The 14399-nt window shown below is 48.2% G+C and carries 14 protein-coding genes; 11 read left to right on the forward strand and 3 right to left on the reverse strand.

The genetic code is table 11. The features are described 5' to 3' along the window. Nucleotides 1-14: 14 nt before the first annotated feature. On the reverse strand, nucleotides 15-1019 hold the full coding sequence (locus ACQKD4_RS05730) for a tyrosine-type recombinase/integrase (RefSeq protein WP_214820091.1): 1005 nt from the start codon (nucleotides 1017-1019) through the stop codon (nucleotides 15-17). 101 nt (nucleotides 1020-1120) lie between these two features. On the opposite strand from ACQKD4_RS05730, the gene hflX reads away from it, so the two are divergent. The 4 genes from hflX (at nucleotide 1121) to glnA (ending at nucleotide 5554) form a co-directional block, all read left to right on the forward strand. After that, nucleotides 1121-2368, forward strand: coding sequence for a GTPase HflX (gene hflX, locus ACQKD4_RS05735; RefSeq protein WP_214692745.1), 1248 nt, complete (start codon nucleotides 1121-1123; stop codon nucleotides 2366-2368). 2 nt (nucleotides 2369-2370) lie between these two features. Continuing rightward, nucleotides 2371-3669 (forward strand): aminotransferase class I/II-fold pyridoxal phosphate-dependent enzyme, encoded by a 1299-nt coding sequence (locus ACQKD4_RS05740; RefSeq protein WP_214692731.1) that lies wholly within the window; start codon nucleotides 2371-2373, stop codon nucleotides 3667-3669. Between the two features lie 92 nt (nucleotides 3670-3761). After that, nucleotides 3762-4166, forward strand: a complete 405-nt coding sequence (locus tag ACQKD4_RS05745; RefSeq protein WP_427372717.1) for a MerR family transcriptional regulator — start codon at nucleotides 3762-3764, stop codon at nucleotides 4164-4166. A 47-nt stretch (nucleotides 4167-4213) separates the two neighbouring features. Continuing rightward, nucleotides 4214-5554, forward strand: coding sequence for a type I glutamate--ammonia ligase (glnA, locus tag ACQKD4_RS05750; RefSeq protein WP_214692727.1), 1341 nt, complete (start codon nucleotides 4214-4216; stop codon nucleotides 5552-5554). A 131-nt stretch (nucleotides 5555-5685) separates the two neighbouring features. On the opposite strand, the gene ACQKD4_RS05755 is transcribed toward glnA, so the two are convergent. Together ACQKD4_RS05755 and lexA are read right to left on the reverse strand one after the other, a co-directional pair. Further along, complete coding sequence (locus ACQKD4_RS05755; protein WP_214820090.1) at nucleotides 5686-6126, reverse strand: metal-binding protein; 441 nt, start codon at nucleotides 6124-6126, stop codon at nucleotides 5686-5688. Beyond that, nucleotides 6126-6746 (reverse strand): transcriptional repressor LexA, encoded by a 621-nt coding sequence (gene lexA / locus ACQKD4_RS05760; protein WP_074033201.1) that lies wholly within the window; start codon nucleotides 6744-6746, stop codon nucleotides 6126-6128. The genes ACQKD4_RS05755 and lexA overlap by 1 nt, the downstream gene beginning before the upstream one ends. Before the next feature lie 203 nt (nucleotides 6747-6949). Between lexA and ACQKD4_RS05765 the strand changes: the two genes are divergently transcribed. From ACQKD4_RS05765 to ACQKD4_RS05795, 7 genes are all read left to right on the forward strand, one after another. Continuing rightward, nucleotides 6950-7189 (forward strand): hypothetical protein, encoded by a 240-nt coding sequence (locus ACQKD4_RS05765; RefSeq protein ID WP_074033200.1) that lies wholly within the window; start codon nucleotides 6950-6952, stop codon nucleotides 7187-7189. A 71-nt stretch (nucleotides 7190-7260) separates the two neighbouring features. After that, the gene (locus tag ACQKD4_RS05770; protein WP_427373276.1) at nucleotides 7261-7905 is read left to right on the forward strand and encodes a YneB family resolvase-like protein; all 645 of its coding nucleotides are present in this window, start codon (nucleotides 7261-7263) and stop codon (nucleotides 7903-7905) included. A 60-nt stretch (nucleotides 7906-7965) separates the two neighbouring features. Continuing rightward, complete coding sequence (locus tag ACQKD4_RS05775; RefSeq protein ID WP_074033199.1) at nucleotides 7966-8199, forward strand: DUF896 domain-containing protein; 234 nt, start codon at nucleotides 7966-7968, stop codon at nucleotides 8197-8199. A gap of 199 nt (nucleotides 8200-8398) precedes the next feature. Then, entirely contained in the window at nucleotides 8399-10390 is a 1992-nt protein-coding gene (tkt, locus tag ACQKD4_RS05780; protein ID WP_214692706.1) for a transketolase, read from the forward strand. Nucleotides 10391-10515: 125 nt separating this feature from the next. Beyond that, a complete protein-coding gene (locus ACQKD4_RS05785; protein ID WP_012726454.1) occupies nucleotides 10516-10749 on the forward strand; it encodes a YneF family protein in 234 nt (77 codons plus the stop codon). A gap of 124 nt (nucleotides 10750-10873) precedes the next feature. Continuing rightward, complete coding sequence (locus ACQKD4_RS05790; RefSeq protein ID WP_427373278.1) at nucleotides 10874-12628, forward strand: ABC transporter transmembrane domain-containing protein; 1755 nt, start codon at nucleotides 10874-10876, stop codon at nucleotides 12626-12628. Beyond that, a complete protein-coding gene (locus ACQKD4_RS05795) occupies nucleotides 12618-14381 on the forward strand; it encodes an ABC transporter ATP-binding protein (RefSeq protein ID WP_427372718.1) in 1764 nt (587 codons plus the stop codon). Before ACQKD4_RS05790 ends, ACQKD4_RS05795 begins: the two co-directional genes overlap by 11 nt. Nucleotides 14382-14399 lie beyond the last annotated feature (18 nt).

The raw sequence follows: 14399 nt of genomic DNA on the forward strand, positions 1-14399 counted from the left end.
ACTAGACCCGCCCTTCACGAGAGGGCGGGTCTTTCGTCTGACTCGAATAATTCAGTTCCGAACTCTTCGTACGCCTGTTCATAGCGACGCAAGGAAGATTCTTTATGCATACAGGTAAGGTTCATCCGCTCGGATGGTGTCATATCGCTCGCATATGTCTTTAACACATGGGCGTTTCGAAGCATTGACGGGGTGACAGAACGCGCGAGCCCGCTCCGTTCGTTTAGCTGCCGCATCATCTTCGTGATCATGACAATCGTTAGTTGCTTCGGTTGATTTTTCGCATATACCCAGCGGAATGTCATCCGTGCAAAATCGAATGAGACGAAAACCGGATCTTCGGAGTACCAGCGTGGTCGCACCGGTGTCGGGATGTCGGCCAAATAATTCATAAGTAACGATTGGTCTTCTTGCGAGAGCTTCAACGTGAACTGGTTCCCGAGACGGTCATACACGTCAAAAGTATGATCAGCCAGATGCAGGTCGCTCATACGCAAACGAATGATGTGATGGACACGCAAGCCGTATTTATAGAAGAGCGTCACAATCAGTTCGTTCCGATTGACGAGATACGGGTGGGCTTGCAACTGATTCTCGCTCAAGCCCCTCGTCGAACGAATCGTATGAACAAGACGATCGAATTCAGACTCGAGTGCGATTTGGTCGATGGACAACGTATGTGCCGGCTGCGAGTAGGCGAGCATCTTCTTCCGAAGCGGATTTAAAAAGTGGGTCAGGCTATTGATGACCGTGACGATTCGAGCGACGGTCGCCTGTTGATAGTGCTTCTCTTCGATTAAAAAGTCATTCACAAACGTCTTCCACGATTCGATGGGGACGTCTAACCAGTCCGTCGGTTCGTTCAGTTCGACATTGTGGTCGTGAAAGTATTTATGCACGTCAATCAAGTCGTAGCGATATCGTTTTAGCGTCGAGGGTTGACGGCCGCTTGCTCCGAGATGATACAAGTACGTTTCGATAAATTCCGGGAGCGGATAGTCTTTTCTACGTTTCGTCATGGTCGAGCCTCCTTCTTCTTTTATCCTACCACAAACGGACGTTCTCTATACGTTGATTCGTGGTAAGATGAAAGGTGAGACTTTATGGAATGAGGGATTACATGATAGAACGTGAAAAAGTTGTCATCGTCGGCTGTCAGTTACCGAATGTCGATGATTGGACATATGAACAGTCGATGGGCGAGCTCGTCGAACTCGTGGATACGGCGCAAGGTGAAGTCGTCGCACGACTCGACCAAAAACGTCAGCAAGTCGACCGTCGTACCTTTATCGGGAAAGGGAAAATTGAAGAGCTCGCGATGCTCGTCGAACAGTTCGAGCCGGATTTGTTAATCTTTAACGCCGAGTTGACACCGGCGCAGTCGAAGAACATTCGCATCGCCTTGAACGACCCGGATGAGATGAAGCTGATTGACCGTACGCAGCTCATCTTAGACATCTTTGCGAGCCGTGCGCAATCGCGCGAAGGGAAATTGCAGGTCGAACTCGCGCAGATGAACTATTTACTACCACGTCTCATCGGGCAAGGGACACAGCTCTCGCGACTCGGTGGTGGAATCGGGACTCGTGGACCGGGTGAGACAAAACTTGAGTCGGACCGTCGCCACATCAAGCGTCGCATCGATGAGATTACAAAGCAACTCGAAGGAACGGTCGCACACCGGGATCGCTACCGGGAACGTCGGAAAGAAAATCGCGTCTTCCAGGTCGCGCTCGTCGGGTATACGAATGCCGGGAAGTCGACAATCTTTAACCGATTGACGGATGCAGATACGTATGAACAGGATGAGTTGTTCGCAACACTTGATCCGTTGACGCGTGAACTCGAACTTCCACGCGGCGGGAAAGTCTTGATTACCGATACGGTCGGATTTATTCGTGACTTGCCAACGAAACTTGTTGCAGCCTTCCGTTCGACTTTGGAAGAAGTGGTCGGTGCCGATTTGATCCTCCACGTCATCGATGCATCGAACCCACATTATTTGAACCAAATCGATACGACGAATGCGGTATTGGAAGAACTCGGTGCGAGTGAGGTCCCACAACTCGAGGTATATAATAAGAAAGACCGGCTCACGGAAGACTTCGTCGGTGGGCCGCTGTTGATCTCGGCGATCGCATCAGAAGACATCGAACAGTTGATTGGTGCACTCGAAGATAAAATCTCGGACATTTTAACAAAAGTCCACGTCGTCTTACCGGTGACGGCTTTTGAACATTACCACCCAGCCAAAGAGGCGATGTATCGGCTTGAAGAAAACTTCTTGGATGACGGTTCTGTCGAGTTGGTAGGCTATATGAGAGAAGACACGCGTCTATATGCGACGCTAAAACAATTTGAGGTGTAAGTATGTGGCAAGAAAAGATTGAACATTATGATGCACTCGCGCCGTATGTGAAAAAGGCCGAGGCACGAGTGAAACCATTTTTTGAGAAGATTGAAGAGACGGCTGAGTTCAACCAGTATCGTGTTCTCGAATCGTTTAAAAAGCACAAAGTATCGGATTTCCATTTTAATCCGACGACAGGGTATGGATATGATGATCTCGGTCGTGACACGCTCGAGTCGATTTATGCAGACGTGTTCGGAGCAGAGCTCGCATTATGCCGTCCGCAAATCATCTCGGGTACGCATGCGATCGGGATTGCCTTGTTCGGTGTCCTCCTACCAGGTGACGAATTGCTGTATATCACAGGGAAGCCATATGACACGCTCGAGGAAATCGTCGGCATCCGTGGAGACGGTCGCGGCTCATTAAAAGAGCTTGGTGTCCATTACGACACTGTCGAATTAAAAGAGGAACGTGAAATCGACATCGACCGCGTCATCGAACGAATTCGTCCAGAAACGAAACTCGTCGGGATTCAACGCTCGAAAGGATATGCGAATCGTCGCAGTATTCCAGTCGAAGAAATCAAGATCGCCATCGAACGCATCAAAGCGGCGCATCCTCATGTGTATGTGTTCGTGGACAATTGCTACGGTGAATTTGTCGAGACAATCGAACCGACGCACGTCGGTGCCGACTTGATGGCGGGTTCTCTTATCAAGAACCCAGGGGGCGGATTGGCGAAGACGGGAGGGTATATCGCAGGGACGAAAGAACTGATTGAACGTTGTTCGTTCCGGATGACGACTCCAGGTATCGGGAGTGAAGCCGGACCATCGCTCTATTCGCTTCAAGAAATGTATCAGGGCTTTTATATGGCTCCCCATACTGTCGCACAGGCATTGAAAGGGGCACACTTGACGGCAAGCCTTTTATCGTTGATTGGATTTGAGACTGACCCACACTATTCGACTCCAAGAACGGACTTGATTCAATCGGTGACGTTCCGCGACCGTGAGAAGATGATTGCATTTTGTCAAAGCATCCAAATGGCATCGCCGGTAAACGCTCATGCGTTACCCGTTCCGGCCTATATGCCTGGATATGAAGATGATGTCATCATGGCAGCAGGGACGTTCATTCAAGGTTCATCGATCGAGCTGTCAGCGGATGGACCACTTCGTGCACCATACACAGCGTATGTTCAAGGTGGTCTGACGTATGCTCATGTGAAAGTCGCGCTTATGTTGGCGTTGAGCCAATTACACGATAAAGGACTGGTCGAATTCAACGACCAAAATCAACAAGCACATTTGTAACCGTTCTGTCATGTTAACTTTCTTAACATCTATTGACAGGATTGTTATCATGTATTATTCTCACATTGTGAGACAGAAAAGGAGGGGTAAGGATGGCTGATCAATTTCGTCGCTCCAACCCGTTGTTTCCGATTGGAATCGTCCAAGATCTGACGCAACTGACTGGTAGACAGATTCGGTATTATGAAGAACAGGGTCTGATTTCGCCTAGTCGGACGGAATCGAAACGACGGCTTTATTCCTTTAATGATGTCGAACGTCTACTCGCAATCAAGGATTACATTGACCAAGGCTTTAATTTGGCGGCAATTCGCCACATGTTAGAGCAAGAAAGTGAAAAAGAAGCGGAAACGTCTGCTCCGGCCGCACCGGTCAATGAAGCACCAAAGGTTTCGGAAAAAGAGTTACATCATTTGTTGAAAACACAGCTTCAAGAAGCCGGTCGTTTCAATAAGACGTCGCTCATTCAAGGCGAGCTTTCACGTTTTTATCGATAACGCCGCACACATCAACCATTACACAATGTGAGAGGGGACATTTTACCATGGCCAGAAAAACGTTCACAAAAGAAGACATTAAACGCATCGCACAAGAGGAAGACGTACGCTTTATTCGTCTTCAATTCACGGATATCCTCGGAACAATCAAAAACGTCGAGGTGCCGATCAGCCAATTGGACAAAGCACTTGATAACAAGATGATGTTTGACGGATCGTCAATCGAAGGATTCGTCCGCATCGAGGAATCAGACATGTACTTATATCCAGACCTCAACACATGGGTTGTCTTCCCGTGGACAGATGGCAGCGGAAAAGTCGCTCGCTTAATTTGTGATATTTATAACCCAGACGGTACACCATTCAGTGGTGACCCGCGCGGTACACTCAAGCGTAACCTTGAGAAAATGCAAAAACTTGGCTTCTCAGCGTTCAACGTTGGACCAGAGCCAGAATTCTTCTTGTTCAAGAAAGACGCATCAGGTCGTCCGACACTTGAACTTAACGACCAAGGTGGATATTTCGACTTGGCGCCAGTTGACCTCGGTGAAAACTGCCGTAAAGAAATCGTCATCGAACTTGAAAACATGGGCTTTGAAATCGAAGCATCACACCACGAAGTTGCACCAGGACAACACGAAATCGACTTCAAGTATGCAGATGCTGTCACAACGGCAGATAACATCCAAACGTTCAAGCTCGTTGTTAAGACGATCGCTGCGAAGTATGGTCTTCACGCGACATTCATGCCAAAACCACTCTTTGGAGTAAACGGTTCTGGAATGCACGCGAACATGTCACTCTTCAAAGGTGACACAAACGTCTTCTACGATCCGAATGGCGACATGGAACTTTCAGACACAGCTCGCGCGTTCACAGCTGGTATCTTGGAGCACGCTCGTGCGTTCACAGCAGTATGTAACCCGACTGTGAACTCTTACAAGCGTCTTGTACCTGGTTACGAAGCACCTTGCTACGTTGCATGGAGCGCACGCAACCGTTCGCCACTCGTACGTGTACCAGCAGCACGTGGTCTCTCGACTCGTATCGAAGTACGTTCGGTTGACCCAGCAGCGAACCCGTACCTCGCACTTGCTGCTCTCTTGGCTTCAGGTCTTGACGGAATCGAAAAAGATTTGAATGCACCAAAACCAATCGACAGCAACATCTACGTGATGGACAAGCCAGAGCGTGTTGCGAACGGAATCGACGATCTCCCAGCAACGCTCTTCGACGCACTCGAAGTCCTTCGTGCGGACAAAGTCGTGATGGAATCACTCGGTGAGCACATCGGCGAACACTTCCTCGAATTGAAAGAAATCGAGTGGGATATGTTCCGTATGCAAGTCACGGAGTGGGAACGCGATCAGTACATGACGCTCTACTAATAGAAGAAATATGCAAAAAGAGCACGGAATGACCTTCATCTGAAGATTGTTCCGTGCTCTTTCATTTACTATGCCATTTAAGTAAAAAGACCACCTCCGCGAAAAAATCGGCAGGTGGTCCTTTTAATTGTTCAGAATGCTTTCTTAAAAAATGTTGATGTATAGTCGAGCATCGTGTGTAGCGTCGTTGCAAATACGAGACCTAAAAAGAACGACATGCCGTGAACGTCCACCCACGACCGAATTTCTGTTTCATATGCCGTGAAAGGCAAAAGTAGAATGAGTGGAAAGCCGATGTACGCAATCCGAATTAGGTCACTCAAAACAGGTAAATGCGAAAAGAGCGAACGGTGTGGCATGAGCTTCACATATGGGAGCCATATGAATTTAAGTGGACCCCATCGGTAATAGGCATCTGATTTTAAGTCAAGATCTGGGGAGAGCCAGAGTGTACCGATAATCGCACCGATGATCAATGCGAACGGAATATCGATTTCAATAAAAGGCGTGGCAACCGCAAGTGCGCCGGTTGCCACGAGATTCGTTCGGGTATGGGTCTTGCCACTAGCCATTAATGAATCGTCCGGTATACACCGATGACCTTCCCTAAAATCGAGACGTTGTCAAAATACATCGCTTCCAACTCATCGTTTTCCGGTTGAAGACGGACTTTTGAAGCTTCTTTATAAATCCGTTTCACAGTCGCCTCGCCCTCATCGGTCATGGCGACGACAATCTCTCCATTGTCGGCGGTGCTTTGCTGACGAACGAGCACGCGGTCCCCGTCCAAAATTCCGGCGTTGATCATCGAATCTCCGGAAACGGACAACATATATACATTATCTGAACCGACGATATGTGCCGGGAGCGGGAAGTGTTCTTCCACGTTCTCGATGGCGGTAATCGGTGTCCCGGCGGTAACTTTCCCGATGACCGGTACGTACATGACGGACTCTTGCTCTTCCATTGCCGGCATATCTTCAGTCAAAATTTCAATCGCGCGAGGTTTCGTCTTGTCTCGACGGATCAACCCGCGTTTTTCCAAACGATCTAAGTGACCGTGTACGGTCGAACTAGAAGCAAGGCCGACGGCTTCTCCAATTTCACGAACAGAAGGCGGATATCCCTTTGCCCGAACTTCGTCTTTGATGAAATCAAGAATCTGTTGTTGTCGCGCTGACATTTTTTTCATTATGTTCACCTCGATGTAATCGAATAACCTGCAAACGCATCCTATTCTTTATGTGTCTAGTGTAACACAAGAACACATGAGCGTACAAACATTCGTTCGTTTTTTTGTGTTGACCGAACACGGGTTCTTGTTTTATGATGAGAACAGATAAACGAACAAACGTTCTAACGAACATATATTCTTATACAGGAGGCAATGTAATCATGAAAGACACACTTAACGGAATCATTTTAGTCGGGATGCTCTTGGTCGGGATGTTCGCTTTTTATTTGGCAGGGGAGATGCGAGGGGAACCGGCAGTAGTCGAACCAGTCGTCACTACGGAGGAACGTACGATTGAAGAAGAAGTCGCTTATGTCCAAGCGGAATCACTCGAAGCACAAATTATGGCAGAGCGAGAAGAGCATAATGAACGAAAAACAAAATGGTATGCCGCTGAGTGATTGTTGATCATTGCGAACCGTTCTCGAACTGTGTATCGTAAGGAATGAATGCGATGAAAGGGAGTGATGCGATGCGAGTCGTCATCTATTGTCGGGTATCGACGAACAAGTCCACCCAAGAGACATCACTCAGTCGACAAGTCGATGAATTACAGCATCTGGCTTCGCAACTAGGGGCAGAAGTCATAGAGATCATCACGGAGCAAGAGAGTGGATATGAAGTGAATCGACAAGGGCTTCTTGATTTGCTTGACCATGTGTCGATGTCTGATTTGGATGCCGTTCTTGTCACGGACGACAGTCGCCTGGGACGAGGAAATGCCAAGATTGCCATCTTGCATACATTGATGAAGCATGACGTTCGGTTGCTGACGATGCAATCGACGTCGGACTATGTCGTTTCCGATGCCGAAAAAATGGTTTTAGAGATTGTAAGTGTTGTGGAAGAGTATCAACGTAAAATTCACAACGCTAAAATTTCTCGCGGGATGCGCCGTGCCGTCGCCAACGGATTTAACCCACAGCATAATATTCAAAACAACGATCAAGGTGGGCGACATCGAATCGAAGTGCCGATCGAGGAGATTATCCAACTACGCGAGCGCGGGTTGACGTTTGCTGAGATTGCGGCAACCCTCCGTGGATTCGGTTATGAAGTGTCGAAAGCGACCGTCAATCGACGGTATCTCGAGCACCAGTCAGTAGCTGAAACTTGATTCTTCCTCTCTGATTTTGTAAAGTATAAGAACAAATTCACTAGAGAGGGGGCGAGTCAGATGTTAGCACCAGGACAATTGGAGCGAATCAATTTCCTCGCCAACAAAGCGAAGACAGAAGGACTGTCTCAAGATGAGATGAACGAACAACAAGATTTACGCCAAGAATATTTGAAGGCGTTCCGTCAATCGTTCAAATCGCAAATGATGGGGATGAAGGTCGTCGATCCAGAAGGAAACGACGTCACACCAGAGAAGTTGAAAGAAGATCAAAAACGCTATCGTGGCGAGTGATGCTGAATGCACATCCTATTTCGTATAGGATGTGCATTTTTGTTATACACGAATGGTCATCAGACGAACGGATTGCTGTTTTTTTAAGGCAATTGAAGGAAACGATTTCACTCAATGTGTTATACTAATTAATTAGTTGTGACACACGAATGAGTGTGATAAAATATGACGGGTAGAAAACCTTCTTAACACAGAGAGGATGAAATTAGTGGAAACAACTACTAAAGAATTATTAGCGATTAACTCGATCCGGACGCTCTCAATTGATGCGGTCCAAAAAGCGAACTCTGGTCACCCAGGGATGCCGATGGGTGCTGCACCTATGGCGTTTACACTTTGGACAGACAAAATGCGTCACAACCCGAAAAACCCAAACTGGTTCAACCGTGACCGTTTCGTTCTTTCGGCAGGTCATGGATCGATGCTCTTGTATTCGCTCCTTCACTTGTCTGGATATGATTTGTCGATGGACGACCTTAAATCATTCCGTCAAATGGACTCGAAGACTCCTGGTCACCCAGAATACCGTCATACGGCTGGTGTCGATGCGACGACGGGACCACTTGGACAAGGGATTGCAATGGCTGTCGGGATGGCCATGGCAGAGAAGCACTTAGAAGCGACTTACAACCGCGACGAGTTCAACGTCGTTGACCACTATACGTTCGGGATTTGCGGAGACGGTGACTTAATGGAAGGTGTCTCGGCAGAAGCGGCATCACTCGCTGGTCACTTGAAGCTCGGTAAACTTGTCGTTCTTTACGATTCAAACGATATCTCACTCGATGGCGATCTTCACAAGTCGTTCTCTGAAAGCGTAGAAGATCGTTTCAACGCGTACGGATGGCAAGTCATTCGTGTCGAAGACGGAACAGACATCGATTCAATCGCAAAAGCAATCGATGCGGCGAAAGCTGAAACGTCAAAACCGACATTGATCGAAGTGAAAACGGTCATCGGATTCGGTTCACCGAACAAATCAGGTAAATCTGCGTCACACGGTGCTCCACTTGGAGATGCTGAAATCGAATTGACGAAACAGTTCTATAAATGGGAAGGCGAGTCATTCTACGTACCAAACGAAGTATATGACTTATTCAACGAGAAAGTTGTCGAGCCTGGCGCGAAATATGAGTCAGACTGGAACGAACTCGTAGAAGCGTACAAAGCGGCACATCCAGAACTCGGTGCACAATTCGAGCGTGCAATGAATAACGAACTTCCTGAAGGTTGGGACAGCGAGTTGCCAACATTCGAAATTGGTTCGAAAAAAGCAACACGTCAAACGAGCGGTGAAGTCCTAAACGCAATCGCAAAAGCTGTACCGACTCTCTTCGGTGGATCTGCTGACCTTGCAGGGTCAAACAACTCGATGATTAAAGGTGCAGTGGACTTCGATGAAGATCCAGCTGGACGTAACATCTGGTTTGGTGTACGTGAGTTCGCAATGGCAGCAGCTGTAAACGGAATGGCTCTTCACGGTGGCGTCCTTCCATACGGTGCGACATTCTTCGTCTTCTCGGATTACCTTCGCCCGGCAGTTCGTCTTGCTGCACTCATGGGACTTCCGTCAACGTTCATCTTGACGCACGACTCAATTGCAGTTGGTGAAGATGGCCCAACACACGAGCCAGTTGAACATTTGATGAGTTTCCGCGCGATGCCGAACCTCTCTGTTCTTCGCCCGGCAGACGGGAAGGAAACAATCGCTGCTTGGAAACAAGCGGTAACATCGAAAACGACACCTTCACTCCTCGTCTTGACACGTCAAGCGTTGCCAGAGCTCGAAGGCACATCAGTTGAAACGGCAGCAAAAGGAGCATACGTCGTTGCAGGTGAATCGAAAGATGCAGACGTCCTCTTGCTCGGTACGGGTTCTGAAGTACACGTCCTCGTTGAAGCGCGTGAGCAGCTTGCGGCTGAAGGCGTGAATGCGGCAGTCGTATCGATGCCATCATGGGAACTCTTTGAAGCACAATCTGCTGAATATAAAGAGTCTGTCCTTCCATCTTCAATCACGAAACGTGTATCACTTGAAGCGGGTGCGACACTTGGATGGTATAAATATGTAGGATTCGGTGGAAAAGTACTCGGAATCGACAAGTTCGGAGCATCTGCACCTGGGGACCTCCTCATGAAAGAATACGGCATGTCAGTCGACAACGTCGTCAACGCAGTAAAATCGCTTTAATCGAATTCGAAATTCTCGTGACGGCCATTCGTTTGGTCGTCACTTTTTTTCTGGACGACTAGCGAAGTTGTTCAATTTAGTGTATAGTAAAAAACGATGTTTCATATGGTAGAGGAGGTAAAGCCTTGAGTACATTATTCTGGATTCTTCTTGTCGTGGCAGCACTCATCGGGGGTATCGCGATCGGATTCTTCATCGCGCGTAAATACATGATGAACTACCTTGAACAGAACCCGCCAATCAATGAAGATATGATTCGTACGTTGATGATGCAAATGGGTCAAAAGCCATCACAGAAGAAAGTCAACCAAGTGATGCGCGCCATGAACGTGCAGATGAAAAACGAAAAGAAATCATAATCAATCACGAGAGCACTTCGGATACCGAAGTGCTTTTTTGTTTCCTCTTTTTGTTAGACAATCGAACAAACTTTCGCTACGATTAATGAATAATCTTCATATAAAGACAAAGGGGGCGTTTCATATTCGTGTATTTAAACAATTGTCTTGGTTTTTGCGTCTCGAGTGGAAGACGTATGCACTCGGCATCGTCTTACTCATATTCGTGGCAGGGCTAGAATTGATTCCACCGCGTATCATTGGCCGAATCGTCGACGAAATCAACCGAGGTTCACTCTCGTCGAATACGCTCTGGATGTTACTCGGGGGTCTCGCAGCAGTCGGGATTGGGAATTATGTTGCCCGCTTCTTTTGGCGCTATTTCATATTCGGCGCTTCGATTCGACTTGGGAGAATGTTACGTAGCCAACTGTATCGGCACTTTACCGATCTCGATCAACGATTTTACAAAAAGTCACGTGTCGGCGACCTGATGGCCCACGCGACGAATGATGTGCAGGCCGTATCGATGACGGCAGGTGCGGGAATATTGACACTCGTCGATAGCGTGACGCTTGGGACGTTCGTCATCATTACGATGATCACGACGATCAGTTGGAAGCTCACACTCGTTGCTTTACTCCCTCTGCCAATCATGGTCGCTCTGACGACACGGTATGGGAAGATGTTACATAGCCGCTTTGGCGTCGCCCAAGCAGCATTTTCAGAATTGAATGACAAAGTGCAGGAGAGTGTCAGTGGGGTTCGTGTCTTGAAGTCGACCGGGGAAGTCGACCGAGACGTGGATTCGTTTGAGAACTTATCGAGTGAGGTCATGGCAAAAAACGTACGAGTCGCCAAAATTGATGCGTTATATGATCCGACCATCTTTGGGATTGTTGGCTTGTCCTACATCCTCTCGGTCGGGTATGGCGCCGTCTTGATTGAACAAGGTGAATTGACGATTGGACAAATCGTTAGCTTCACTGCCTATTTGGCACTGTTGACGTGGCCGATGCTGGCGTTCGGTTGGTTATTCAACATTGTCGAACGTGGACGGGCATCGTATGACCGAATCGAGCGAATGCTCGCCGTCAAACCGGAGATTCAAGATGACCGAATGGCCGCGACAACACTTGCACATTCAGAAGTGGAAGTCGATGTGCGACACTTCGCTTATGACGAGACCGTCGTACTCCGTGATGTCCACTTTCGGATTGAGCGCGGAATGACGATTGGCATTGTCGGCAGGACAGGTGCGGGTAAGACGACGATTGTCCGTCTGTTGACCCGTGAATATGATGTGAAAGACGGAAAGATTAAAATCGGAGGCATCAATATTCGCCAAGTGAAAAAATCATTATTGATGGACAAAATTGCGGTAGTGCCACAAGATCATTTCTTGTTCTCTGATTCGATTGCGAACAATATCGCTTTCGGAAGACCCGATGCGAGCATGGAAGAAATTATCGAGGCGGCTAAAGTCGCGGAGGTGCATGAGGATATCATCCGGCTACCGGAAGGATACGCGACGCTTGTCGGGGAACGCGGTGTGACCTTGTCAGGTGGACAGAAACAACGTATATCCATCGCGCGTGCGCTCATGACTGAAGCGGACGTCTTGATTTTGGATGACGCACTATCTGCAGTCGATGCGAAGACGGAAGAGTCGATCATCGAACACTTCCGTGTCGGAAACCCTGAACAGGCACGGGTGATCGTGGCGCATCGACTCTCTGCTGTTGAACATGCAGACGAGATTCTCGTGATTGAAGACGGCAAAATCGTCCAACGTGGGCGTCATGATGCATTGCTTCAGGAAGCCGGCTGGTACCGAGAGACGTATGATCGTCAACAACTTGAGGCGATTGTAGAAGGGGGTGGACATGATGAAGCATGATGTTCAAGAATGGCAAGTCATCAAACGGCTACTCAGTTATGCAACACGATACGGGAAGTCGCTCAGTATCGCTTTCGTCTTCCTACTGATTGCGACAGGTGCCAAATTGGCCGGTCCGTTTTTAATCAAAGTGTTCATCGATGAATTCGTCACGCCTGGTGTCTACCCGACGAACTGGGTCATCGCACTCTTCGCGGTCTATATGGTTCTTCATGTATCCGCAATCGTGTTTGATTATCTGCAGTCGATTTCGTTTCAAAAGATTGCGTTGAAGATTGTTCAGAACATACGTATGGATATTTTCCGCCACGTCATGGGGATGCGGCTCGCCTATTTCGACAGAACACCAGCGGGCGTCCTCGTTTCACGGATTACGAATGATACGGAAGCGGTCAAAGAATTGTACGTCGGTGTGATGAGCACGTTCGTCCAGTCTGCTGTTCAATTGATTGGGACGTATATTTTCCTATACATATTAGAACCTCCGCTTGCGACGATGGGACTCGTCTTGTTGCCGCTCTTCTGGCTCATCATTTGGGCATATCGTCGTTTCTCAACGAAATATTTCGCACAAGTGAGGGACCTCTTGTCACAACTCAACGCCCAACTGAACGAGTCGATCAACGGCATGGGGATCATCCAACAGTTTCGTCAAGAGGAGCGACTCATCCGTCAATTCGAAGAGACGAATGAGGCGCACCAAGAGGCACGATATCGGAACTTAAAGCTAGACAGTATGTTGCTACGCCCAATCATCGAACTCCTTCTTGCTTTCTCAATTATCGGTCTCCTCGGATATTACGGGGTGCTCTCGATGAGTGAACAAGTACAGGTCGGGGTCGTCTACGCATTCATCAGCTATATCGAACGGATCTTCCGACCAGTTCTCGATATTATGCAGCGATTGAGTGAATTCCAACAAGCTGTCGTATCAGCAGACCGTGTCTTTAAAATCTTGGATACAGATGAGCCGGCACCAGGAAAGCAAATTCCAGGCGAGGCACAGATTACAGAAGGTGAAGTGCGGTTTGAGAACGTGACGTTCAGCTACGACGGGGAAGTCGATGTATTGAAGCAAATCTCATTCGTTGCAAAACCTGGTGAGACGGTCGCGCTCGTGGGTCATACAGGTAGCGGGAAGAGTTCGATTATCAACTTATTGACCCGCTTCTATCCATATGGTTCGGGTCGCATCACCATTGACGGGCAGCCTCTCGAACAATTTGAAGAGCAAGAGCTTCGTCAACAAGTCGGATTGGTGCTACAAGATCCGTTTCTATTCACTGGGACGATTGAAGATAATTTAAAGCTATTCAATCCAGATATCGATTCGGAACGTGCCCGTGAAGCCGCTGAGTTTGTTCAGGCGCACACGTTCATCGAGAAGTTAGATGCCGGGTACGGACATGTTGTCGGAGAGCGTGGCGCGACATTTTCGAGCGGTGAGCGACAATTGCTCGCATTTGCGCGAACGGTCGCCCGTAATCCGAAAGTACTCATCCTCGACGAGGCGACGAGTTCGATTGATACGGAGACAGAGGAACGCGTACAGACGGCGCTCGACCGTATGCGCCGTGGTCGTACAACGATTGCCATCGCTCACCGTCTTTCAACGATTCAAGATGCTGACTTGATTTTAGTCCTGCATCGAGGAGAAATCGTCGAGCGTGGGAATCATCAGCAGTTATTGAAGCAAAACGGTCTGTACAAAAAAATGTATGAATTACAGTCTGGACAACGTCTGATGTCTTGAATTGGAAGGGATACCTCT

Origin of the sequence: Exiguobacterium sp. NPDC077395, from assembly GCF_050269125.1 — a bacterium.
Lineage (GTDB): Bacteria > Bacillota > Bacilli > Exiguobacteriales > Exiguobacteriaceae > Exiguobacterium > Exiguobacterium aestuarii_A.

Coding starts and splice junctions, on each gene's coding strand:
- ACQKD4_RS05730 (WP_214820091.1), bottom strand. CDS start 1,019: ATGACGAAACGTAGAAAAGACTATCCGCTCCCGGAATTTATCGAAACG.
- hflX (WP_214692745.1), top strand. CDS start 1,121: ATGATAGAACGTGAAAAAGTTGTCATCGTCGGCTGTCAGTTACCGAAT.
- ACQKD4_RS05740 (WP_214692731.1), top strand. CDS start 2,371: ATGTGGCAAGAAAAGATTGAACATTATGATGCACTCGCGCCGTATGTG.
- ACQKD4_RS05745 (WP_427372717.1), top strand. CDS start 3,762: ATGGCTGATCAATTTCGTCGCTCCAACCCGTTGTTTCCGATTGGAATC.
- glnA (WP_214692727.1), top strand. CDS start 4,214: ATGGCCAGAAAAACGTTCACAAAAGAAGACATTAAACGCATCGCACAA.
- ACQKD4_RS05755 (WP_214820090.1), bottom strand. CDS start 6,126: ATGGCTAGTGGCAAGACCCATACCCGAACGAATCTCGTGGCAACCGGC.
- lexA (WP_074033201.1), bottom strand. CDS start 6,746: ATGAAAAAAATGTCAGCGCGACAACAACAGATTCTTGATTTCATCAAA.
- ACQKD4_RS05765 (WP_074033200.1), top strand. CDS start 6,950: ATGAAAGACACACTTAACGGAATCATTTTAGTCGGGATGCTCTTGGTC.
- ACQKD4_RS05770 (WP_427373276.1), top strand. CDS start 7,261: ATGCGAGTCGTCATCTATTGTCGGGTATCGACGAACAAGTCCACCCAA.
- ACQKD4_RS05775 (WP_074033199.1), top strand. CDS start 7,966: ATGTTAGCACCAGGACAATTGGAGCGAATCAATTTCCTCGCCAACAAA.
- tkt (WP_214692706.1), top strand. CDS start 8,399: ATGAAATTAGTGGAAACAACTACTAAAGAATTATTAGCGATTAACTCG.
- ACQKD4_RS05795 (WP_427372718.1), top strand. CDS start 12,618: ATGAAGCATGATGTTCAAGAATGGCAAGTCATCAAACGGCTACTCAGT.